The sequence below is a fragment of the Alteraurantiacibacter lauratis genome (assembly GCF_037154155.1).
In the GTDB taxonomy this organism is placed as follows: domain Bacteria; phylum Pseudomonadota; class Alphaproteobacteria; order Sphingomonadales; family Sphingomonadaceae; genus Alteraurantiacibacter; species Alteraurantiacibacter lauratis.
The window spans coordinates 350,497-372,975 of record NZ_JBANRN010000001.1 but is presented as its reverse complement, the minus strand read 5'-3'; the positions used below and the strand labels follow the sequence as shown (position 1 = coordinate 372,975).

The 22,479-nt window shown below is 64.2% G+C and carries 17 protein-coding genes and 1 tRNA gene; 3 read left to right on the top strand and 15 right to left on the bottom strand.

Going from position 1 to position 22,479, the window contains the following annotated elements; all coding sequences use genetic code 11:
• Positions 1–135: 135 nt before the first annotated feature.
• On the top strand, positions 136–1,419 hold the full coding sequence (gene eno, locus WFP39_RS01740) for a phosphopyruvate hydratase (protein WP_336917405.1): 1,284 nt from the start codon (positions 136–138) through the stop codon (positions 1,417–1,419).
• Positions 1,420–1,436: 17 nt separating this feature from the next.
• Here eno and WFP39_RS01735 read toward each other — a convergent pair whose 3' ends face one another.
• The 4 genes from WFP39_RS01735 to ribB all read right to left on the bottom strand — a co-directional run bounded on the left by WFP39_RS01735 (position 1,437) and on the right by ribB (position 4,650).
• On the bottom strand, positions 1,437–1,754 hold the full coding sequence (locus tag WFP39_RS01735) for a hypothetical protein (RefSeq protein ID WP_336917404.1): 318 nt from the start codon (positions 1,752–1,754) through the stop codon (positions 1,437–1,439).
• A gap of 239 nt (positions 1,755–1,993) precedes the next feature.
• A complete protein-coding gene (locus tag WFP39_RS01730; protein WP_336917403.1) occupies positions 1,994–2,929 on the bottom strand; it encodes an aldo/keto reductase in 936 nt (311 codons plus the stop codon).
• Positions 2,926–3,339 carry a 6,7-dimethyl-8-ribityllumazine synthase gene (gene ribH / locus WFP39_RS01725; RefSeq protein ID WP_336917402.1) on the bottom strand — a complete coding sequence of 138 codons (414 nt, stop codon included), beginning with the start codon at positions 3,337–3,339 and terminating at the stop codon, positions 2,926–2,928. The genes WFP39_RS01730 and ribH overlap by 4 nt, the downstream gene beginning before the upstream one ends.
• Positions 3,340–3,351: 12 nt before the next feature.
• Positions 3,352–4,650 carry a 3,4-dihydroxy-2-butanone-4-phosphate synthase gene (ribB, locus tag WFP39_RS01720; protein WP_336917401.1) on the bottom strand — a complete coding sequence of 433 codons (1,299 nt, stop codon included), beginning with the start codon at positions 4,648–4,650 and terminating at the stop codon, positions 3,352–3,354.
• A gap of 120 nt (positions 4,651–4,770) precedes the next feature.
• On the opposite strand from ribB, the gene WFP39_RS01715 reads away from it, so the two are divergent.
• Positions 4,771–5,280 carry a flavin reductase family protein gene (locus tag WFP39_RS01715; RefSeq protein ID WP_336917400.1) on the top strand — a complete coding sequence of 170 codons (510 nt, stop codon included), beginning with the start codon at positions 4,771–4,773 and terminating at the stop codon, positions 5,278–5,280.
• Positions 5,281–5,290: 10 nt separating this feature from the next.
• On the opposite strand, the gene WFP39_RS01710 is transcribed toward WFP39_RS01715, so the two are convergent.
• Positions 5,291–6,250 (bottom strand): PDZ domain-containing protein, encoded by a 960-nt coding sequence (locus WFP39_RS01710; RefSeq protein WP_336917399.1) that lies wholly within the window; start codon positions 6,248–6,250, stop codon positions 5,291–5,293.
• A gap of 106 nt (positions 6,251–6,356) precedes the next feature.
• Between WFP39_RS01710 and WFP39_RS01705 the strand changes: the two genes are divergently transcribed.
• Complete coding sequence (locus tag WFP39_RS01705) at positions 6,357–7,355, top strand: NAD-dependent epimerase/dehydratase family protein (RefSeq protein WP_336917397.1); 999 nt, start codon at positions 6,357–6,359, stop codon at positions 7,353–7,355.
• On the opposite strand, the gene WFP39_RS01700 is transcribed toward WFP39_RS01705, so the two are convergent.
• The 10 genes from WFP39_RS01700 to mrdA all read right to left on the bottom strand — a co-directional run bounded on the left by WFP39_RS01700 (position 7,352) and on the right by mrdA (position 22,478).
• Positions 7,352–8,506 carry an alpha-hydroxy acid oxidase gene (locus tag WFP39_RS01700; protein ID WP_336917396.1) on the bottom strand — a complete coding sequence of 385 codons (1,155 nt, stop codon included), beginning with the start codon at positions 8,504–8,506 and terminating at the stop codon, positions 7,352–7,354. The two genes, WFP39_RS01705 and WFP39_RS01700, sit on opposite strands and share 4 nt — an antisense overlap.
• A 12-nt stretch (positions 8,507–8,518) precedes the next feature.
• Positions 8,519–9,247 (bottom strand): SDR family oxidoreductase, encoded by a 729-nt coding sequence (locus tag WFP39_RS01695; RefSeq protein WP_336917395.1) that lies wholly within the window; start codon positions 9,245–9,247, stop codon positions 8,519–8,521.
• A gap of 84 nt (positions 9,248–9,331) precedes the next feature.
• Positions 9,332–11,167, bottom strand: coding sequence for a CshA/CshB family fibrillar adhesin-related protein (locus WFP39_RS01690; protein WP_336917394.1), 1,836 nt, complete (start codon positions 11,165–11,167; stop codon positions 9,332–9,334).
• A 119-nt stretch (positions 11,168–11,286) separates the two neighbouring features.
• Positions 11,287–16,344: a hypothetical protein gene (locus WFP39_RS01685; RefSeq protein ID WP_336917393.1), complete on the bottom strand. Its 5,058-nt coding sequence runs from the start codon at positions 16,342–16,344 to the stop codon at positions 11,287–11,289.
• A 60-nt stretch (positions 16,345–16,404) separates the two neighbouring features.
• A complete protein-coding gene (locus tag WFP39_RS01680) occupies positions 16,405–17,445 on the bottom strand; it encodes a hypothetical protein (protein WP_336917392.1) in 1,041 nt (346 codons plus the stop codon).
• A 29-nt stretch (positions 17,446–17,474) separates the two neighbouring features.
• Positions 17,475–17,954, bottom strand: coding sequence for a hypothetical protein (locus WFP39_RS01675; RefSeq protein WP_336917391.1), 480 nt, complete (start codon positions 17,952–17,954; stop codon positions 17,475–17,477).
• 11 nt (positions 17,955–17,965) lie between these two features.
• Positions 17,966–18,961: a hypothetical protein gene (locus tag WFP39_RS01670; RefSeq protein WP_336917390.1), complete on the bottom strand. Its 996-nt coding sequence runs from the start codon at positions 18,959–18,961 to the stop codon at positions 17,966–17,968.
• A 131-nt stretch (positions 18,962–19,092) separates the two neighbouring features.
• Positions 19,093–19,168: transfer RNA gene (locus WFP39_RS01665), tRNA-Lys, on the bottom strand.
• 164 nt (positions 19,169–19,332) lie between these two features.
• Positions 19,333–20,451 carry a rod shape-determining protein RodA gene (gene rodA, locus WFP39_RS01660; protein ID WP_336917389.1) on the bottom strand — a complete coding sequence of 373 codons (1,119 nt, stop codon included), beginning with the start codon at positions 20,449–20,451 and terminating at the stop codon, positions 19,333–19,335.
• Positions 20,448–22,478 carry a penicillin-binding protein 2 gene (gene mrdA / locus WFP39_RS01655; RefSeq protein WP_336917388.1) on the bottom strand — a complete coding sequence of 677 codons (2,031 nt, stop codon included), beginning with the start codon at positions 22,476–22,478 and terminating at the stop codon, positions 20,448–20,450. Before mrdA ends, rodA begins: the two co-directional genes overlap by 4 nt.
• Between the last annotated feature and the right edge of the window lies 1 nt (position 22,479).

The window sequence follows — 22,479 nt, the reverse complement described above, 5'->3', positions numbered from 1 at the left end:
GCCAACGCGGCTTGCGCCCGTCCGTTCCCCGGAATAGGGCAACCGCATAACCTCGATATCGGGGCCGTTTTGCCATATTGCAACTGCGCGCGCCACACCCGCCCGCAGATTGCGCACAAACACAAGGAACGCATCATGACCGCCATCATCGATATTCACGGCCGCGAGATTCTCGACAGCCGGGGCAATCCCACGGTGGAAGTCGATGTGCTGCTGGAGGATGGCAGTTTTGGCCGCGCAGCGGTGCCTTCGGGCGCCAGCACCGGCGCGCATGAGGCGGTGGAACTGCGCGATGGGGACAAGACCCGTTACCTGGGCAAGGGCGTGCTCAAGGCGGTGGAATCGGTGAACGGCCCGATAAGCGACGCGCTGCTGGGCCTCGATGCCGAAGATCAGCGCGATATCGACGCGATCATGATTGAGCTCGATGGCAGCGCGAACAAGAGAAATCTGGGTGCCAACGCCATTCTGGGCACGTCGCTGGCGGTGGCGAAGGCCGCGGCCAATGCGCGCGGCCTGCCGCTCTATTCCTATATCGGTGGCGTGTCTGCCCATGTCCTGCCGGTGCCGATGATGAACATCATCAATGGCGGCGAACATGCCGACAACCCCATCGACATCCAGGAATTCATGATCATGCCGCTGGGCGCGGACAGCCTGGCCGAAGGCGTGCGCTGGGGCGCGGAAGTGTTCCACACGCTGAAGAAGGGACTCTCGCAAAAGGGCCTCTCCACCTCTGTGGGGGATGAAGGCGGCTTTGCCCCCAATCTGGCGAGCACGCGCGACGCGCTCGATTTCATCATGGCGAGCATCGAGCAGGCCGGCTTCAAGCCGGGCGAGGACATTGCCCTCGCGCTCGATTGCGCCAGCACCGAATTCTTCAGCGATGGGCGCTATGACATGGCGGGCGAGGGGACATCGCTCAGCCCGTCCGAAATGGCCGATTACCTCGCCGATCTGTGCAAGGCCTATCCGATCCGTTCGATCGAGGACGGCATGGCCGAGGACGATTTCGAAGGCTGGCAGCTGCTGACGGAAAAGCTGGGCAGCACCGTGCAATTGGTGGGCGACGACCTGTTCGTCACCAATCCGCGCCGCCTTGCCATGGGGATCGACAAGGGGCTGGCCAATTCGCTGCTGGTGAAGGTCAACCAGATCGGCACGCTGTCCGAAACGCTGCAGGCGGTCGAGATTGCCCACCGCGCCGGTTACACCAGCGTGATGAGCCACCGTTCGGGCGAGACCGAGGATGCAACCATTGCTGACCTCGCGGTCGCGACCAATTGCGGGCAGATCAAGACCGGCAGCCTTGCCCGATCGGATCGGCTCGCCAAATACAACCAGCTCATCCGCATCGAGGAGGAACTGGGCGACAGCGCGGTCTATGCCGGGCGCGCCTGCTTCGGGCGGTTGAAGTAATCGTCAGGCGCGGGGGGCTAAGCCTCCCGCGCCAGTTCCTGCTCGACTTCCGCCTCGATTTCAGGCTGCACGGCCTCCATTTTCTCCATCACGCGGCGGTTTTTGGGGCTGAGCAGATATTGCCACACGCCCCACGCATTGATGGCGAGAAGCACCGTGTTCATCGCAGCAATCGGCATCGCGTCCGAAGTGAGGCCTGAAACGATCCATGTCACCGACACCGCGCAGAACAGTACAAAGCCCCAGCCGGTAAAGCGGCGCCCGCGATCTGCTGCAATCAGCCCGGCGGCCAGCATCGTGCCGATGGCGGCGATCCATTCGAGTGGCCCGTTCATGCAGGCATAAAGGATGGCGCGGGTTCAGGTTCCCGGCGGGCAGGGTTTGCGCATATTTCCTACAGCATTGCGCGCTGGCGATTCACATTGATCACATTGAAATGTGATATGTGTTGGAAAATGTTGGTTGGTGGAAGGCGCGAAGGTGAGGGGTGCCCAGCGCTGTTTTCGCACCGCCTCGCGTGCAGTTCCGGCCCCGTCGGCGTCTTACTGTCGCGCTAGGTTCCTTTAGGTCGCTTTCAGTTCGCCGGATCGCCCGCTGCCGTAAGCCGCGCCAATTGGTCGTCGGTTAGGTCAAGCCTCAGCGCTTCAAACTGGATATCGAGCTGTTGTGGTTTGCTGGCGCTGGCAATCGGCGCAGCAATGCCGGGCTGGGCGAGCAGCCAGGCAAGCGCCACTGCGCCATGGCTGGCACCGGTTTCAGCCACGACTTCGTCGAGCACGGGAAGCACTTTCAGCCCCCGGTCGAAGAAGCGTTCGATGGAGGAGCCGCGGTTGTGCCTTTGCAGATCATCGCGGCTGCGATACTTGCCCGTCAGGAACCCGGCGGCAAGGCCAAACCACGGAAAATGCAGGATATCCTGCGCGGTGCATAGTGCCTGCAAATCGGCCGGAAACGCCTCCCGGCAGACCAGATTGTATTCGTTTTGCAACACAGTGAAACGCGTGTGCCCGCCTGCATCCGCTGCCGCGTTGAGCGAGGCGAGGCGCGTGGCATCGTAATTCGACGCGCCCAGTTCGCGCACCTTGCCCGCCTTTACCAGCGCATCGAAACCGGCGGCGACATCGGGCTGCGGGGTCTGCTCCTCATCGCGGTGCGCGTAATAGAGATCGACATAATCGGTGCGCAGCCGTTCGAGCGATTTTTCGAGTTCCTCCGCCACTTTGGCGGGCGCGAGATCGCCGGGTTTTCCGAACATTCCGGTTTTGGTGGCGATCTTCATGTCGCCGCGAACACCGCGCGATTCCAGCCACTTGCCGATCACCGCCTCGCTCTCGCCGCCGACATGGCCCGGCACCCAGACCGAATAGCCTTGCGCGGTATCCACCATCCGCCCGCCCGCTTCGAAAAACCGGTCGAGCACCGCGAAACTGGCGTCCAGATCGGCCGTGAAACCAAAGACATTGCCGCCAAGAACCAGCGGGATACCGCCGAAGGAAGGGTGAGAAGTCATGCGAATTTCTCTCCGATAGCCAGCAGCGCCATCGCCGCTTCGGCTGCGCCTGCGCCCTTATTGCCCTGCTTTGGATCGGCGCGATAGATCGCCTGCGCCTCGTTCTCGGTCGTCAGTATGCCGTTGCCCACGGCAATGCCATCCATCGTCAAGGCCATGATGCCGCGCGCGCTTTCGCCTGCCACGATTTCAAAGTGATAGGTCTCGCCCCGGATCACCACGCCCAGCGCCACGAAGCCATCGTAATAATTGGCGGCCGCCGCAATCGCGCCGGGCACTTCCAGCGCGCCGGGTACGGTCAGCACATCGACGCTGTGCCCCGCGGCTTCCAGAGCGCCGCGCGCGCCTTCAATCAGCATATCGTTCAAATGGGCGTAGAAGCGCGCTTCAACTATCAGAAACTTAGCCATTTTCGGTATTCCTTACTTGGCAATGGGCTGTTCGCCGACAATCGAAAGGCCATAGCCTTCGAGACCGACCAGCGAATGGCGGGTGTTGGTGAGCAGCACCATGTCACGCACGCCAAGTTCTGCCAGGATCTGCGCGCCGACGCCGTAGTCGCGCTGTTCGGTCGGTTCGTCCTGTGTGCTTTCCACCGGGGGCAGGCCGCCCTTCTGGGTGTTGATCGCGCGCGACACGTAATCGCCGGTGGGGCGGTTGATCAGCACGACCACGCCCGCGCCCTCCTCGCCGATCATGCGCATCGCACCTTCGAGCAGGCCGTGCCGCTCGGTATCCTGCGCGAAAATATCGTCGAACAGCGACAGCGCGTGCATCCGCACCAGCGTCGGGCGGGATGGGTCGATATGGCCCTTGACGAGCGCCATCGTCTCGCTGCGGGTGGCCTTGTTCCAGAAGCTGATCGCGCGCCATTCACCGCCCCAATGGCTGCGGAACCGGGTTTCGGCGCGCTGTTCGAGCAGGTGATCGTGTTGGCGGCGGTAGGCGATGAGGTCGCGGATCGTGCCGATCTTGAGGCCGTGGCGGCGGCCGAAGCGGATCAGGTCGTCGAGGCGGGCCATGGTGCCATCTTCGTTCATGATCTCGCAGATCACACCGCTGGGGTTGAGGCCGGCAAGGCGCGAAATGTCCACCGCCGCCTCGGTATGGCCGGCGCGCACCAGCACCCCGCCTTCGCGCGCCACCAGCGGGAAGACATGGCCGGGGGTGACAATGTCGTCTGCACCCTTGCTGGCATCGATCGCGACCGAGATGGTCCGCGCCCGGTCGGCAGCGCTGATGCCGGTGGTGACACCCTCGCGCGCCTCGATCGCCACGGTAAAGGCGGTTTCGTGGCGGGTGCGGTTTTTGCGGCTCATCAGGTCGAGCCCCAGCGTGTCGACTCGTTGCCGGGTAAGGGCAAGGCAGATCAGGCCGCGGCCATGCGTCGCCATGAAATTGATCGCATCGGGCGTGGCCATCTGGGCGGGGATGACAAGGTCGCCCTCGTTCTCGCGGTCCTCGTCATCAACGAGGATGAACATGCGCCCGTTGCGCGCTTCGTCAATGATCTCCTCGATCCCGACCAGCACGGGGGTGTCGTCGTTCTCGGCAAGGAAGCGCTCAAGTTTGGCAAGCGTGTCGGCAGTGGGGTTCCAGCTGGGCAGGGTGCAATCGCGCAATGAATTGACATGCAGCCCCGCCGCCCGCGCCAGCCCCGCACGGGTCATTTTCCCGCTTTCGATAACTTCGCGGACACGAAAAATTGTCTTTTCATCCATGCGGACTGAAGTATCACATTAAAATGTGATCGCAAGCCGTATCGATCACATTTACACCTTTGCGTCTTTCCTGCTTGCGCCGCGGGCGGGGCTTGCGCATGGAGTTCACAGGGAGGCGCAGTGACCGATTCAGTCCCAGAACACGCGGCTTTGCTGGACGATTTCCGCAAGGCCATGCGCCATGTCGCGGCCACGGTCTATGCCGTAACCACGCGGCACGAGGGGCGTTCCTACGGCATACTCGCCACCGCGGTCAGCTCGCTCAGCTTCGATCCGCCCTCGCTGCTGGTCTGCATCAACCGCAGCGCCTCGCTCCACGCGCCCTTGCTGGCCGAGGGACGTTTCTGCGTGAATGTGCTGGGCCTTGGAAACCGCGATGTGGCGGAGCACTTCATGACGCCATCGGCGGCAGATCGCTTCACCGTCGGGGATTGGGAGCTGGCCGATGGCGTGCCGGTGCTCGCCAGTGCGCAATCGAGCCTGCTTTGCCAACTTGTGCACGCGCATGATTTCGGCACGCACAGCATCTTTATCGGCGAATTGACGGCGGCAAAGCACCGGCAGGATGCCACGCCGCTGACCTATTTTGACCGGCAGTATATTGATATCAGCGAAGCGCCCGGACGATGAAAGGGCGGCGCTAATCGCTCATCGGCTGATCGCGCCGCATCAGCAGATGGGCCGCGGCCGAGGGGAGCGACTGCCCCGCCAATGACGAAGCAATTTCCCGCGCGATCAGGCGCGCCCGCTCACCATTGGGGGGATAGATCCGGCTGCGCAGCAGGCCTGTGCCCAGAACCTGCGCAGCCGTTTCTTGCCAGAATGCAGGGGCAATCGCCGGATCGAACCCGGCATTGGCGAGAAGGTGCGCGGAAAGCAGATCGGCCTCGACCTCGGCCTGCCGGGTGAGGCGGCGGCTGCGCCCGAATTCGGCCGCGAACCCCTCGGCAACGCCCGCCTCGCGCAGGCGGCGTTGATGGTCCAGCACCGCATGGGCGAGCTCGTGCGAAAACAGCACCGCCAGCCCCGGCTCGTCCAGCCTTGCTGCCAGCGCGTGGCTGATCTGGATCACACGCCCGTCGGAGCGGGCGGTGTTCCCGCTATCCGCCAGCACTTCCACCAGAACGCGGCATCCGTGCGGCGTATTCATGCGGACGCGGTGCAACGCCCCCTCGCGCCGCACATCCAGCGTGATCGGGCCTGACAGGTGTGCCAGCTGCTCGAACACCTCGTCGCGCAAGGGAAAGCCGGGGCGGCGTGGCAGGCGATCGACCGGCATATTGTCGATGGCAATCAGACCATCGCCCGGCCGCAGCCCCGCCTGTTCGGCGGCTGACCCCGGTATGATCTGCGCCACACTGGCCGCGCCGTTGACGAACCAGCCACCCGCTTCCTGCCCATACTGATCCGCGCTGTGGATGATCATGCCGGTCAGCGGCATGGTCTGGCGGCACAGATGCGCGTTCGCACCCATCAGGCGTTCGGCCAGAGAGGCAAGGCGCAGATCCTGTTCCCACAGGCTGGAACGCGTCTGCGCCACAGCCGCCTGTGCCCATGTCAGCAGGCTTGCAAGGAACAGCGTAGTGAGGGCGCGCAGCATGGCCGCCCGTCTTGAACCGGCACGCCCGTGCGATCAAGCGCGCGTCCGCTTTTTGATGCGTTAGCATTTATGCGCTAAGCGCAGGCCGCATTTGGCAGGAGTTCCCATGCGTTATCTGGTTACCGGAGTTGCAGGTTTCATCGGTTCTGCCGTCGCCGATGCGCTGCTGGCCCGCGGGGACGAGGTGATCGGGATCGATAGCCTCAACGATTACTATCCCGTGGCGCTAAAGCAGAACCGCCTTGCCCGCGTGCGCGAAAACGGCGGAGGACGGTTCCGGTTCAAACAGGTGGATTTTTCGGATCACGTTGCGCTCGATTTCGCGCTGGCCGGCGAGGCGTTTGATCGCATCGTGCATCTGGGCGCGCAGCCGGGCGTGCGTTATTCAATCGATCATCCCCGCGCCTATGTCGCCGCCAACATTGCGGGGCATCTGAACATTCTGGAAGTGGCGCGCGAACGGCAGAGCGCGCACATGGTCTATGCCAGTTCCAGTTCGGTCTATGGCGGGGCGAAGAAGGTGCCGTTTTCGGTGGAAGACCGCGTCGATCACCCCATGTCGCTCTATGCCGCCACCAAAAAGGCGGACGAATTGATGAGCGAAACCTACGCGCATCTCTACCGCCTGCCGCTGACGGGCCTGCGCTTTTTCACCGTCTACGGCCCCTGGGGGCGGCCCGACATGATGGTGTGGAACTTCACTCACCGCATTCTGACCGGTCAGAGCATACCCGTTTTCAACCACGGCGAGGTCTGGCGCGATTTCACCTATATCGACGATATCGTGTCGGGCGTGGTGGCGGCCCTCGATCATCCCCCGGCGGATGACGGGGCGGAGAAGCCCGGCGGCAGCGTGGGCCCGCACAGCCTCTACAACATCGGCAACCATCGCTGCGAGAAGCTGACAGATGTGATCGCGGTGCTGGAGGACGCGTGCGGGCGCAAGGCTGTGATGGAGATGCTGCCAATGCAGCCGGGCGATGTGCCGCGCACTTTTGCCGATATCGACGCGATCAGCCGCGATCTGGGCTATCGGCCCACCACGTCGGTTGATGTGGGCGTGCCGCGTTTTGTCGAATGGTATCGGGGATATGCGGGGCTCTAGAGACCGAGCGTTGCGCGGCTGACCTCATCCCAGTTGCGCGCGCCCAGCATCGCCATGGTGCGCCGCGTCTCCTCTGCCAGCAGTTCGAGCGCGCGCGCCACGCCCGCTTCGCCCGCGGCGGCAAGCCCGTAAAGCGCCGCGCGCCCCACCATCACCGCATCCGCGCCCAGCGCGCGCGCTTTCACGATGTCGCTGCCCCGGCGCACCCCGCTGTCGAGAAAGACGGTGAGTTTGCCGGTAACCGCCTCTACGATGGCGGGCAGCGCGTCAATTGCGGCGATGGAGCCATCAAGCGCGCGGCCGCCATGGTTGGAAACAACGATGCCGTCTGCTCCCAGTGCCAGCGCGCGGCGGGCATCATCGGGATGCAGGATGCCTTTCAGCACAAGCTTGCCCGGCCACAGATCGCGCAGGTGCCGCAGCGCATCCTCGTCCAGATCGTCCTGCTTGAAATGCGCGCCCGGCTTGGCCCCGCGCGCCACCGAATGCTTGAGATGCGCGGGCAGGTTCGCCTGCGTGGGCAGGCGGCCATCCTCCAGCAGATAACGCCCCAGCACGCCCGCCAGCCAGCGCGGATGCAGCAACATGTCGGGCACATTGCGGCGGTTCGCCTTGATCGGCATCCCGTATCCGTTGCGGTGCAGATATTCGCGGTTGGGGATCACCGGCAGGTCGAGCGTCACGAACAGCGCCTCACACCCCAGCAGATGCGCGCGGCGCACCACGTCGTAGGACAGATCCTTGTCGCGCCACAGGTAAAGCTGGAACCACTGCGTGCCGCCCGCGGGCACAATCTCCTCGATATCCATCGTGCCCGCGCTGGAAATGGTGAAGGGCACAGCTGCCGCTGCCGCCGCGCGCGCCAGATGCACATCGCCCTTGTGCCAGATCAGCCCCGCCGCGCCGGTGGGTGCGATAGCGAGGGGGAGGGGAACCGGCTTGCCGAAAATGCTGGCGCTGGTGTCGATCGCCTCGACCCGGCGCATCACGCGCGGCACGAAGGTCAGCGCATCGAGCGCGGCGCGGTTGCGCGCCATGCCGTGTTCATCCTCCACCCCGCGTTCAAGATATTCCCAGATCCCGCGCGGGAGGCGGCGGCGCGCCCTTTCGCGCAGGTCAGCGATGTTCCAGCAGTCCAGCGTCGCGGTCATCGCCTGCCAGCGTCAGCCGCGACCGAGGAACGGCAGCTTGTTCTGCACCATCAGCGCTTCGTAGAAATTGAGGTGATCGGGCATGTCGCACATATGGATGATGATGCCCGCCGCTTCTTCCGGAGTGGCGGCGAAGTTTTCGGGCAGCTTCACCGATCCGGGCATGATTTCGGTGGCAACGATGCCCGGATGGAAGATTGAGACGGCGATGTTGTGATCGCGTCCGTCGAGAGCCAGCGCGTGCGTCAGGCCCGACAAGCCGAACTTGCTCGCGGTATAGCTGGGGCATTCATTCCGCGGCACCTTGGCCGAGATCGAGCCGACATTGACGATGCGCCCGTGCCCGCCGCGCTTGAAGATCGGCCAAGCGTGCTTGCAGCACAGGAACGCGCTGGTGAGGTTGGTGGCGATCACATTGTTCCAGTGATCGAGGCTGGCCTGATCGACCGGGGTGTTTTCGGCGATCCCGGCATTGTTGATGAGGACATCGACCGTGCCGAACCGTTCGACAGCTGCCGCGAACAGATTCTCCACCGCCGCCTCGTCGGTCACATCGGTGGCAACCGCCAGCGCTTCGCCGCCCATACCCTCAATCTGCGCGACCAGATCGGCGAGCCGATCCACCCGGCGCGCAGCAAGCACGACCTTGGCGCCCTTTTCGACAAAGCCCAGCGCGCAGGCCTTGCCGATGCCCGAACTGGCGCCGGTGACCACGGCCACGCGGCCTTTCAGAATGCTCATGGCCCAAACTCTCCCCTTGTGCCTCTGGTTTGCCGGCGTGTGTAGCGGGGCGGGCGGGGCAGGGGAACCGGGTATTTCGGGACTTCAGCGGATCTGCGCGGTGAAGCTGACGGTAAAGCTGCGCGGCGTGCCGGTGGATGCCGCCATTGATCCCTTGGGGTTGATGCAGATGAATCGTACCGCCGGGTCATACGCCGCAACGGGTGTGTAATTGCAGGCGGCAAAGCTTGTGGGCTGCGTGGCCGCATTGGAGTATCGCACATCGGTCGCTGCGTTAAAGGTGAGGTTCGATGTGGGCGAGCCTTGCGTGAATGTGGGGCTTGCCGCTGTGCCTACGCGCAGATTGGCGGGCAGCGCATCGATCACCACCACCGAATTGTTGTCCACCGCCAGATTGCCCGAATTTTGGATCAGCAGACTATACCGCACCAGCGCGCCGGGAATGTGAAACGGTCCCGTTGAGCCATTCACAGGATCGGACAGCAGGGTAGAGCTTTTCGTGACCGTCAAGGTCGCATTATTGCCGCGCCGCGTGTTGGTGATGGTGCAGCGGATGATGTCGCCAAATTGCGGGGTGATCGTGGCGTTGGCAGTGGTGGGTAGCGGCGTAGTGGAGCCGCTCCAAGCATTGGTGCAGCTCATTGTCGCGGTGTATTGGTCAAGCGCGGTGGTGCCTGCGCCCAACTCATACAGCGTATAGGCGGTGCCGGGTGTGACCTGCGTCAGCGCGGTGGAGCCATTGGTAACGGTGGCCCCGGTGCCAGTTGTCGTGGTGGTGGCCACCACTGTGCCGCCCTGGTCGATCCGCATGATAAACTGATCGCTGGCGAAGCGCCGCCCGAACGTGCCCAACGCCTTGCTCAGTTGCAGATGCGGACGCGGCACGCTGGTGAACACGCAACTGACATTGTCGCCAAATTGCAGCGCGCCGAGGTTGAAATTCACCGTCTCCACATTGGTAGGCAGTATCGTGGAGGAACTGACCGCATTGGTGCAGGTGAGCAGCGTGCGGTATTGCCCCTGCGCGCTCACGCTGCCGCTTGCCATGGTCTGCACCAGGCGGAGCGGCAGGGCCGAACTGCTCGACAAGGCGGCAGCGGTAAAGGGGCCAAGCGCGGTGCCTGATGTGGTGCCCGACGCCAGCACCGCGCCATTGCTCGATGCGCGAATGTCGAAAGTGAACTGGTCGGCAGCATCAATGCGCGTGGCGGTAATCTGCTGCGTCAGCCGGATCGAGGCGAATCGCACCGCAAACATCAGCCCTTGCAGGCCCGATCCCACCATGGACGCGGTCACAGTCGTCGGCGTGCTTGAGCCGAAGATATGCGCGCCCACCGTGCCGCCCACGCCGGTGACGGTGGCCGTGTTGGTGTTCACTCCGCTGACCGTTGGGTAGGTCGAACCACTCACCGGCCCAACCAGATCGAGCAATTGCCAGGCCCCGCCATTGGTGGTGATCTGGATCGATTCCCCGCCATTCGAACTCTCGCCGTCGCCCACCACAAACATGTAGGAGGTGATCGCCTGCGAACCCGAAGGCGGGGTGAGGACGATATTGCTGAAAGTAACCGTCGTGGTGCCCGATGCGGTCTGGTAGAAGATCGGCCGCCCGCCAATGCCCAGAAACGCGGTGTTGCCAACCGCCGCGCCGGTCCATGACGGGGAGGTTGCCGCCCCCGCCGCCGCGCCCGATACGCGCAGGGTAAAGGTCATCACCGTGCCATCGGGCAAGGTGTAGCTCATGTTCTGGCCCGATGAGCTGCGGGCGGCGGTGTTGTTATAATTGGTGAGGTCGAGCCAGCAATAGGTCTGCCAGTTGGCCGGCCCGGTGGGCCCTTGCGAGGTGGCATACTGGCAATTCTGTGCCTGCGCCGGACTGGCCAGCAGCCAGCCCGCCATAACCGCGAAGATCAGCGCCATCAGGCGCGCGGCAAATCCGGTTTTGCATCCATGCCCAAACACGGGGCGAGCCTTAGGCAGAATCCCTTTGCACATGGTTAACGTCGCCATAACCATGCGAGATGGCCGGGCAGGCGAACTCATTGCCGGCGCCCCAGCAGGCCGAACAGGTCCTGGTCGAACTTCAGGCGCACATTGGCATAGATACCGCGATTCGTCTGGCGCGCCTCGCCAAAATCGGCGTCGCGGAAACCGGTGATGTTGTAGCCGACAGTCAGCAGCATGTCGGGAACGGGGCTGATGCCGACTTCCGGACCCAACGAGAAATGCGTGGTCCCTTCGGCCAGATTGGCGCGCACATTGGCACGGCCGCCCACCTCGATATGTTCGCCCACGGCAATCCGCAGGTCAAAGCCGCCCAGCAGCGATGTGCCCTTGGCGCTGTAGCCTTCGACGCTATCCAGATCGTGGCGCACGGCGGCAAAGACGGCCACTTCGCTGGGGCGCAGGCGTTCGTCCCCCCGCGGTGCCCAATTGGTGGAGGTGGAGAGGATGAAGCGGCGCGAGCGCGCGTCGCCGTCGATGATCAGGGGGGAACGGCCCGCGGGGCCGATCTCGCCCGCCACAGCGCCTACCACACGGTCACTGCGGTATTCGGCCTTGCCCAGCAGCGCGAATGTGCTGGCCGCAGGGCGCCATGCGACCGAAAGGGCTGCATCGGATACGGTCACGCTGGTTCCCGCGGCGGTGCTGGCGCGGCTCCAGGTAAAGCCGCCACCTGCAACCTTGCCTTCGCCCAGATCGCGCAGCACCGCGGCGGAAAGCCCGCGCCGGTCGGCAAATTCGCCATCGCGCAGTTCGGCGCGGGCGCGGGCCGACCATTGGTCAAGGCGCAGATTCGCACCCACGCTGTAGGCGGTGTAATCCTCGCCCAGCGCGCCAGACTGGCCCAGATGACCGCCAGAGCTGACCGGATGTGCCGGGTTGGCGACATCGGGCAGGGCAATACCGCCTGCCAGCGTGCGGTTGCCATCCACCAGCAGGTCGAAACTGACCGCTTCGGACAGGCCAAGCGTCTGGCCAAGGCTGAAGGCGGCATAGCTGCGCGCCGCATCCGCGCCGAGGCTCTGCCGGCCCAGCGTGGTGATGACGCGGCTGCCCCGGATCGGCGCAAATTCGACGCCTGCCTGCAGGTTGCGGCTGTCCAGTTGCGCGCCCTGCGCGATTTCGTAAGAGGCAATGGCGCGCACATCGCTCGTCACCGTGTAGCGCAGGCCCAGCGTATGGCGGTTGGGCAGGTCGATCGCATCCGCACCGCCCAGCGCCAGGCTGGTGGTGCCCGAAACCTCAAGCTGGTTGTCGAGCAGACGCTGCGTCGCGCCCGCTTCCAAAACGGTGGAGGTGGCCTCTGCCCCATCCGCCCGCGTATCGGACAGATACGCGACCCCGGCGAACATGTCGGTATCCTCGGTGCGACGCACCATGCGCAGCTCGCCCGCCTCACGGTTGGCGTTGCTGTCGAGGCTGTCCTCGCGCCACAGGGCGGCGACGGCGGAAAGCCCTTCGACCAGTTCCACCCGCGCATCCGCGCCAATCTTGCGGCGGTCACGCTCGGCCAGGTTCTGCTGGCCGACGCCGAAATCGCTGTCCACCTGCCGGACATAGGCAGAAATGTCGCGGTTGCCGCTCTGGTGGCGCATTTCGGCCAGCCAGGCATTGCCGGCGCCATTTGCGCCATCGGAAAGGGCGACTTCGGCGCGCAGTTCGGTTTCGGCATTCAGGTGCAGGCGCATATCCGCCGCGCCGAGGTTGGCGCGTTCCGCCTCGCCACGGTCGCTGATCGCGGTGGCACCCAGTTCCAGCGCGCCGCCCATGCCGGTCCATGTGGTGCGCAGGCCGCCATTCCACTGCGCCTGTCCCTGCTCGTCCACTTCGTAATCGATCACGAGGAATTGCGGATCGAGCGCCTCGTCGCGGCCCGCCAGCGGCTGGGCGAGCGTGATCGTGCCGCTGAGCATATCGAGCGTGTAATCGACAAAGCGCATCAGTTGGCGGCGTTCGGTGATCACTTCGGACCGCAGCCGGTCGCGCACTTCCACCACCACCCGCTCGCTGCCGGGGAGGATGTAGCGGCTCGACAGGCGGTAGGGGCCGGTCAGGCCGCTGCCCTGGATCTCGTCGCGGCGGTGGCGCGTGGCGATCTCGGCGGCAAAGGCCTGCGCCTGCACCGCGCCAAACTGCGCCTCGGCCTTCACGCCGGTGGCGGTGCGCTGGTAATGCGCCAGGCTGGTATTGACAAAACCTGTCAGGAAATCGCCGTAAAGCGCGTAGAACGCATCACTTTCGACACGAACATACAGCTTCTCACGCGATTGCGCATCAAACGCCCGCTGCGATCCGTCGGCAAAAATGGTGTAATAGGCGGACGGGTCGATAATGCCCAGCAGGGGCTGGTCGTCGGCCTGCTTCATGCTGTCATAGGCAACAGTGAGCAGATAGCGACCCAGCACGCGGCCCTTGGCATAGAGCGCAACGCGCGCGTCGCCGCCCAGATCGCTGGAGAAATCCTCGCCGCGCTCCATCGCGTCGGCCACGCTTTGCGCACCGGCAGAACCTTCGACAAGGCCGATCAGAGTCCACGGCTGGTCGCCCGGCTGCATCCACGCGTCAATCTGCTGCGTGCGGCGGCTTTCGCCATCGGCAAAATTGAGAGTGACCGAGAAGGAACCGGAAATCATCGTGGGTTCGAGCGCGATGCGGGCGATGCCGTCATCCCCTTCGATCACCCAGCGCGCATTGCTGCCGCCAAAATTGTTGAGCGCAAGCAGACGGTCCGCTTGCGCCTCTGCCGCGCTGCGATAGGGGCCGTCGAGCTGAAAGGCGCCCGAAATGCCCGCATGGACGGGCCGCCCGTTGCGGTCGGTCAGACGCAGGGCAAGCACGGGCGCGGTGGTGCCGTCCGCAACAAGGCGCGAGAGTTCGGGAACAATCTGCGCGCGCATCGGTGTATCGGCGAAATGCACGGTCTGGGTAAGTGTCTGCGTCTGCTCCCCGCGTGTCACCACTGCGTCCAGCCGCGTCTCCGCGCCGGGCAGGTGGATGCCGCGCCAATGGCTGACGGCGTAAGCGCCCGACGGGTGCCGCTGCGTGCCTTCAAAGGCGAGGGCGGGGGCGGCGACGCCGTTGACCAACAACGCGGCGCTGGCATCGGCCCGGTGCCGCACCGCCACGCGAATGGCAGGGGAACGCGGATTGGCATCGGCGGCGGGGGACAGGAAACCGTCAGGTCCGTCACCCTGTGCCAACCAATCGATGGACACGGGGGCAGTTTCGGCCGCATCCTTCTCCTCAGTCGGATCAGCAGGAGATGCTTCGGCCATGGGCGCGGCGAAGAGGGCGTCCAGCGCGCCTTCGGGCACCACGACATGGAAGTCGGCAACCGCCAAGCTGCCGCCTTGCCCGCGCACGAAGCGCGAGGTGGCGCTTCCTGCGCTGCGGGTGGTTCGGGTGCAGTCGACCGCGCGGCTGCCTTCGGGAAGGGTATGCGGCTGCAACTGCGCGACATGCGTCCCCGGCACCAGTCCTTCGAAATGATAGCGCCCCTCGGCATCGGTCACGGCAAAGCTGCCATCCTGCAACATCACGCGGACGCCCGGAATGCCGCGCGCCTGCGCCGGATTCACGCAACCGCCTTCGGTCACCCGGCCGATCAGCGTCATCCGGCTGGCAAGCCCGTTGCGGGTGATCCGCAGGCGGGCCTGCGCGCTCTGGCGTGTGGCGCCATTGGTCGCAGTGGCGGTGTTGATGGCGACCCCTGCGGACGCATCAGGGCGCACGCTCATGATATAGGTGACCGTGTGGCTCTGTCCCGGCGCGAGGCTTGGCAGTTCCAGAGCATAGCCGCGCCCGGTGCTGGCTATTTGCAGTCTGTCCTCGGCCACGGCGGCATTGTTCACTCGCACGGACCCGGCGCGCAGCCGCAGCGCGGCGCTGGCAAGGTCATCCAGCACGATCGGCCCGCTGGCGCGCGCCGGGTCGCGGTTGGTCAGCGTGACGCGATAGACGACAGTGTCGCCCGGCTGCGCCCGGTCGCGCGAAGCGGTCTTGCGGATCACCAATTCCCCGCGCGGGCCATCCACCGGAATATCCACCAGCAGCGGGGCGAGCGAAGTGAGCGCAAAAATCTCGCCATAGGAAGCGGGCAGGATGGTGAACGCGCCGCCGCCGGGGCGGGGCAGGCTGGCAATCTGCTCGGCCGTGGCCGCCGAAGGGGCGGTGTAGGGAGCAGGCGGGCTGACAACCAGACGGTAATCGCCCAACGGGGCCAGCGGGAACTGGTAGGCGCCGTCACCCATCGGATAGGTGCGGCCCGCAGCATCGGTCACCACCGATCCGGTGGTGATGGAGGAGGGGTAAGGCGTGACCCCGTCAAAGGCGAAAACCTTGGCCGGCGCGCCAGTGCGCGCATCGATCAGCGTCACCACCGCGCCGTTGACCGGCGCACCCGTCACGCTGTCGAACACCACGCCCAGCGGATCGGCGAGCGCCTCCAGGCTGGCAATCGTGCTGCCCGCCGCGCCGTCTTCGCCCAGCATCCGCACGGTAATGGCCGAATGGTTCTGCACCGCCAGCTGGCAATCGTGATGCACGATTGGCTGCACATTGCCGGTGGTGACGATGGAGGTGAGGAACACACCGGAATTGGCGGCGGTCTCGATCGCCCGGACTCGCTCTCCATCGCCCGTTTGCGAGGAAATCACCAGGTCGAGCGTATCGACCGACGCGGGATCCAGATTGGCGGCCGAAGCTTCAATCTGGAGAACCATCTGAAGCCCCGCGCGCACGCTGGTGCTTTCGACAACGGGCGTGGAAACGGTGGCGCCGGCACCAGGCGATACGGCAAGCGGCCCGGATGTGCCGGGGCGGCCTGCGCAATAATTCGCCAGCAGATCGATTGAACCGGTCGCACCCGGCTGCGGCACGAATGTGCGCACGCGCATCGCCGGTGGCGGGGTGCTGACAGCAAAGGAAACTTCGTTGGATTGCACGCTCTGGCGTGTTTCACCCACGCGCCAGCTGGCATTGGCCACATTGCTGATCGTGCCGCCAACCGCGCTCTGCGGGGCGACCAGTGCGCACGCCAGGGCAAGGCCGAAAAGGCCCTTCAGGCTGCGGCGAAGATCAGTGCGCCAGATCATGCGAATGGATTGGAAACCGGGCCGGCGCAGTCAGGTGACGCGCCAGCCCTGATGTTCCGGTCAGTTGATCGTCGCGCGGAAGATCAGTGTCTGGGTCGTGTCGGCCGGAAGGCTCGCCACGGTGCCCGTGACGACGCCGCCCGATTCCGAACCGACACCCGTGCCAGGCGTATCGCAATCCGGGCCACCCACCAGCACGCCGAACGCGTCCACATAGGTAACTTCGGCGGGCAGCGTATCGCTCAGCACAATATTTTCAGCCGTGGCGCTGCCCGCGGCGTTGCTCACCGCGATGCAGTATTCGATAGTGGCGCCGGGAATGAAGGTCCCGGTGCCGAAATCGCCCGCGACAATGCGGCTCGACTTGGTGGCCGACAACGTAGCGCCGAACACTTCGAATGCGTCCACCGCGCTGAAGGAGGCGGTGCGCGCGCCATCCACAAAGCCCGCGGCATCGGCAAAGATCGTGTCCATGCCGGCCGTGTTGGTGGCGGCCTGGGTCAGATCGGTGCCCAGCCCGGTGCCGTTGTTGTTCTCCTTGGCCGTTGCGGTCAGGATGATCCCGGCGACAGCGGCATTGGCAAGGCCAGTGGGCACATTGGCGGCAACCACATGCACCACGACCGGCGAATCCGGAGCCAACGCGTTGAGGTGGGTGATAAGCGTATCGCCCGCGTCGAACACACCATCGCCATCATCGAGGTAATAGGTAAAGCCGCCGGTCGTATCGAAGCTGTCATTGCCAAAGATATCGACCGATTCCCCGTCGGCGCGCTGGCTCGCCGTCAGTTGGAAATCCAGCGTGTCGTTCGAGGTGTTGGTCACGGTGAAGCTCACCGCCTGCGCGGTTGCGCCGGGGGTGACGATCGTGGCAGACGCATCGGTGCGCGCCACCACCAGATCGACCTTGCGGTCAACCGTCACGGTGTTGGACGCGGTTGCCTGCGTCTGGGCGATGCCGCCCACTTGGTATTGCACGGTCACATTATTGGTAATCGTGCTGCCCGCCTGCGTGCCGGCCGCCAGTGCCGGAGACGCAAGAAGCAGCGAGCCGGTCACGGCAGAAATCGCCGTGCCGACCAGCAGTCTGGTCCTGTTCATGATTTATCCCCTGATATTAAGTAGCACGGTTACTTGACGACTGCCCGGAAACCGACCGAACCCGCTTCGCCGGGTGCGATCAGCGCGATTGTCCAGCGCAGATGGGTGATGTCGTCGACCGTGGCGGGGGTTGTCTCCCCGTTCTCGCGTTCAACGACAAGTTCGCTGAGATTGCCCCAGCTTTCGCCGCCATCCACCGATACCTGGGTGGACAGGGCCGATTCGTCCGTTACCCGCACGGTGGCGGGTACGGGATTGACGAGGAGGAGATCGTTCACCGCCTCCGCGCCCATATTGCGATAGGAAACCGAAAAATGGAGCAGATCCTGCGGCAGCACATTGCTTGCCTCGGCCAGTTGCTCTTCGGTGCCGTTGTTCTCATCCGCCGGGATGACCACTTGCACCGCACTCGAAAGCTCGACAGGCGATTCTTGCGCCATTGCCGCCATGGGCGACGCAACCATCAGCGATCCGGCGACAAGAGTGGCCTTCAAGAAGTTGGAAAACATCACAAACCTCCTCAATCAATCGCAACCTGGAAGGTAACCACATGGCTGGCGCCTGCGGCCACGGTGCCCAGATCCACGGCGATCCCGGCGGGCGAGGCGGTGCCAGCGTCATCGCCAGCCGCATCGGTCAGCGAAGCTCCGTCGAGGCGCAGGCTGGCAGCGACATAGCTGGTGCCGGTGGGAATGACGTCGCTCACCACCAGGTCGGAGACCGGCGCAGAGCCGTTGACGGCCGCTGTCAGTTGATAAGTGACGACCGCACCGGGAACGGCTTCGGTGCCGCCAAAGGGATCGGCAATCGTGGCGGACTTGCTCAGCGTGACGGTGGCGGTTTGGCTGAACACGGTGCCGAGCGCATTGCCGGTGGCATTCTGCGCGCCGACCACGGCATCCCCGCCGCCTTCGCCTTCCCCTGCGAAGACGGTGCCCGCGGGGCCGCTGCCGGTTGCCGCCGTGGCGGTGAGGCGCACTTGCGCCAGATCGCCGTCGGCCGGCGGCGTCGTCCATTCCAGAACCACAAAAACCGTGCCCAGGGCATCGGGTGCCATGACAGGTGTGGCTCCGCCCGGCGTGATCAGCAGATCGGTGCCCGGCTCGTAAATGCCGTTATTGTTGCTGTCCCAGACGATGGCCACCACCGCCGGATCGAAATCGTCCCCGGCCAGGGCCGCGTCTACCAGGAGGTTGAAGGCTTCCGGGCCGTTGCCTGTATTCTCCACCTGGAAACGCAGCACCGCGCCCGATGCGGTGATCGGCACATTGGCGCCATCCAGCGATGCAACGCTGACATCGAGCAGCTCGTCGATGCGCACGACCACCGTGTTGGAGGTGACCGTGGTCGTGCTTGCGCCTTGCTGGAAAGTGGCCGTGGCCGTGTTTTCCACCAGCGATCCCGCCGTGATCCCGCGCGCCGCGGCAGGCGTCGCAAGGAAGGGCGTAGCTGCCGCGATGGTTAACAGCCAGGGTGCAAATCGTGCACGACGGATAGGGGGTTTTGCATAGTTCATGGGCGCCTATTGCGCCAGACTTGGTAAACAAGCCGTTAGCTAACAGGCGCTTTTGTCGTATTATTCCAGTTCGCCGGGCGTGCAGATGAGCGGTGGGCGGTTAGGCGCAATTGGCAGGACAAGAAGGGAGGTGGTGGACGCACTAGGGCTCGAACCTAGGACCCGCTGATTAAGAGTCAGCTGCTCTACCAACTGAGCTATGCGTCCACACCGGCATTCGCCCGAAGGCACCAACCGAACCGGATTGCCTGAGCGGCGAATCGCGGGGAGACGCGCATATAGCGCAACTTTTCTGGATGAAAAGGCCTGCCGCGCGGGAAAAGCGAGGAGCCTTGCAAAAACCCTTCCGGCACACATCACCGCGCTGCCGCTCAGGTCGTCCGTCCGCCCGCCTGCCGTGTCCAGCGATCGACCATCATCAACGTGCCGATGCAGATCATGTTCGTCATCATTGATGATCCGCCATGGCTCATGAAGGGCAGGGGGATGCCCACCACGGGGGCCAGGCCCATCACCATCATCAAATTGACCGCGACATAAAAGAAGATCGTCGCAGTCATGCCCGCCGCCAACAAGCGTGAAAAGCGATCGGGTGCAGCGCGGGCAACCAGCAGCCCCCAGCGCAGGATAATGCCGAATACCAGCAGCACGAACAGCCCGCCGATCAGCCCCCATTCCTCCGCCATGGTGGCGAAGACGAAATCGGTATGCGGTTCGGGCAGGTAATTAAGATGGCTTTGCGAACCTTGGCCAAAACCCTTGCCATCTATCCCGCCCGAACCGATGGCGATTTTCGACTGGGTGATGTGATAGCCTGACCCCAGCGGATCGCTTTCAGGATCGAGGAAAGTGGTCACGCGTCGGCGCTGATAATCCTGAAGCGCGAAAAAATAGGCGAGCGGCGCTACCACGACCGCAATCAGGCCTCCTCCGATGAACCACCGCAAGGGAACACCCGCCAGAAACACCACGACTACGCCGCCAAAACCGATTGCCAGCGCGGTGCCGAGATCGGGCTGCAACAGCACGAGGCCCATCGGCAAGCCCATCAGCACCAGCGGAGGTAGCAAGGCCCGCCAACTGCGCAACATCCCGATGGGCAGGGTGTGAAAGAAACTCGCCAGCACCAGAACGATGACTGGCTTCATCAGTTCCGAAGGTTGCAGACGCACAACGCCCAGTTCCAGCCAGCGCTGGCTCCCCCCGCCAACTGCACCCACAGCCTCCACCGCCATAAGAAGCAGCAGCACGCCGCCATATGCCAGATAGGCATTGTCGATAACCAGACGGCGAGGAAGCATCATCAGGACAAATGCGCCCACCAGAAACACCAGGAAGCGCAAAATGTGGGACAAGGCATAGGGCGACATGGAACCGCCCGCTGCCGAATACAGCACGGCAGCCCCGAACAGGACCAATGCGAAAAGCGGCAACAACATGATCCAGGGCAAGGCCGCGAGCGGCGCGGGAAGCGGAATTGAGCGCCTCATTCTTCCGTTCCTTCCGTGGCGCTTGCCACCGGATCTTCACGTGGAATGATAGCATCCGCAACCGGTGTGGCGGGCTCTGTAGCGGCGGCGCGGGCTTCCGCATCTACCTGCCTTGCCAGCGTGATCGGATCGGGCGGGCGCGGCAGGTCCACCCCGGCAGCGGCGGCGTAACGGGCGTAATCCGCGGCCAGCCTTTCCTGCGCCGTGCCGCCCCATTGCCGTTCCAGTGCGTGCAGCGCGTCGAGGCCCTTCTGGGGATCGAACAGGAAGGTCATCACATCGCGCGCCACCGGATAGGCGGAGCCGGAACCGCCGCCATGCTCGATCACCACCACGCCCGCATAAATGGGATTGTCGTAGGGCGCGAAGAAAGTGAACAGGCCGTGGTCACGGTATTTCCACGGGCCGGTGCGCCCGTTGGAAATGTTGAGGCCCACCACCTGCGCCGTGCCGGTCTTGCCGGCCATCAGCACATCGGGAATGGGAAGCCTGGCGCGCCCCGCTGTGCCGGGGCCGTTGACCACGTCGCTCATCGCTTCCTGGATGATATGGACGTGCTCATCCGAAAAGCCCATGAGATCGAAGTGCGGGCGGCTTTCGTCATAGACAAGGCGCGGCATCACCCGTTTTCCGGTGGCAAGGCGCGCGGACATGACCGCCAGTTGCAACGGATTGGACAGCATATAGCCCTGTCCGATCGTGGCGTTCACCGTGTCGAAACTTTGCCAGGGCTGGCCGTATTTCCGCATCTTCCACGCAGGATCCGGGACAGTGCCGAAAAACTGGCTGAGAACGGGCAGGGGAAAAGTTTCGCCCATGCCGCATTTGCGCGCCATGGGGGCGATGGCATCCATCCCGATGCGCTGGGCGAGGGAATAGAAATAGACATCGCAACTTTGGTAGATGCCTTTCGCCATATCCACCTGACCATGGCCGCGCCGGTTCCAGCAGCCAAAACGGCGGTTGCCGACCTGAAGCCCGCCGCCGCAGAAGACGGTTTCCTTGGGGTCAATGCCAGCTTCAAGAAAGGCCATGCCCACCATCGGCTTCACGGTAGAGCCGGGGGGATACAGACCTTTCAGCACCTTGTTGCGGAGCGGCACGCGCTCATTCTCGGCCAGCATCTGGTATTCGACGCGGCCGATCCCGTCGGAAAAGCTGTTGGGATCGAAACTGGGCATGGATGCCATGCACAGGATATCGCCCGTGCGGCAATCCATTACCACTACAGAGCCGGATTCAAGGCCCAGACGGCGCGCAGCGTAATCTTGCAAGGGGCCATCAATTGTAAGCCGGACGGGCTTGCCCTGCACATCATCGCGCGTCTCCAGATCACGCACGATGCGGCCCGATGCCGTCACCTCGACCCGCCGTGCGCCAGGCTGACCGCGCAATTCCTGTTCGAATTGCTTTTCAAGCCCATCCTTGCCAAGTTTGAAACCCGGTGTGAGCAACAACGGGGTGGGTTCGGCTTCGTATTCCTCGCGGCTTGGCGCGCCGACATAACCAATCAGATGCCCCACCGAAGGGCCGGTGGGATAGTAGCGCGAATAGCCGCGCTGCGGGATCACGCCAGGCAGTTCAGGCAGGCGCACCGTAACCGCGGCAAAGGTTTCGTAATCGAGCCCGCTGGCCACCGGAACCGCACTGAAACGCGGTGCGCTTTCGAGCCGGTCGAGCAGGTCCTGCCGGTCAACTGCGGACAGTGCGAGCAGATCGCCCAGAACCTGCACGGTTCCTTGCACGTCCTCCACGCGTTCCGGAATGATATCGACGCGAAAATCGGCCCGGTTGGAGGCAAGCGGCGCACCGTGCCGGTCAAGTATCCAGCCTCGGCGCGGCGGAATCAGGGTGAGGTTCACCCGGTTGCTTTCCGCCTCCATCCGGTATTTTTCATTCTCGGCCACCGCGATGTAGCCCATCCGCCCTGCCAGCAGCAGGCCAATTCCCGCCTGCGCCGCACCGATGAAAAAGGTGCGACGCTGGAACGACTGGTTGAGAGCGTGCGAGGAAGGCGGCTTATCCATG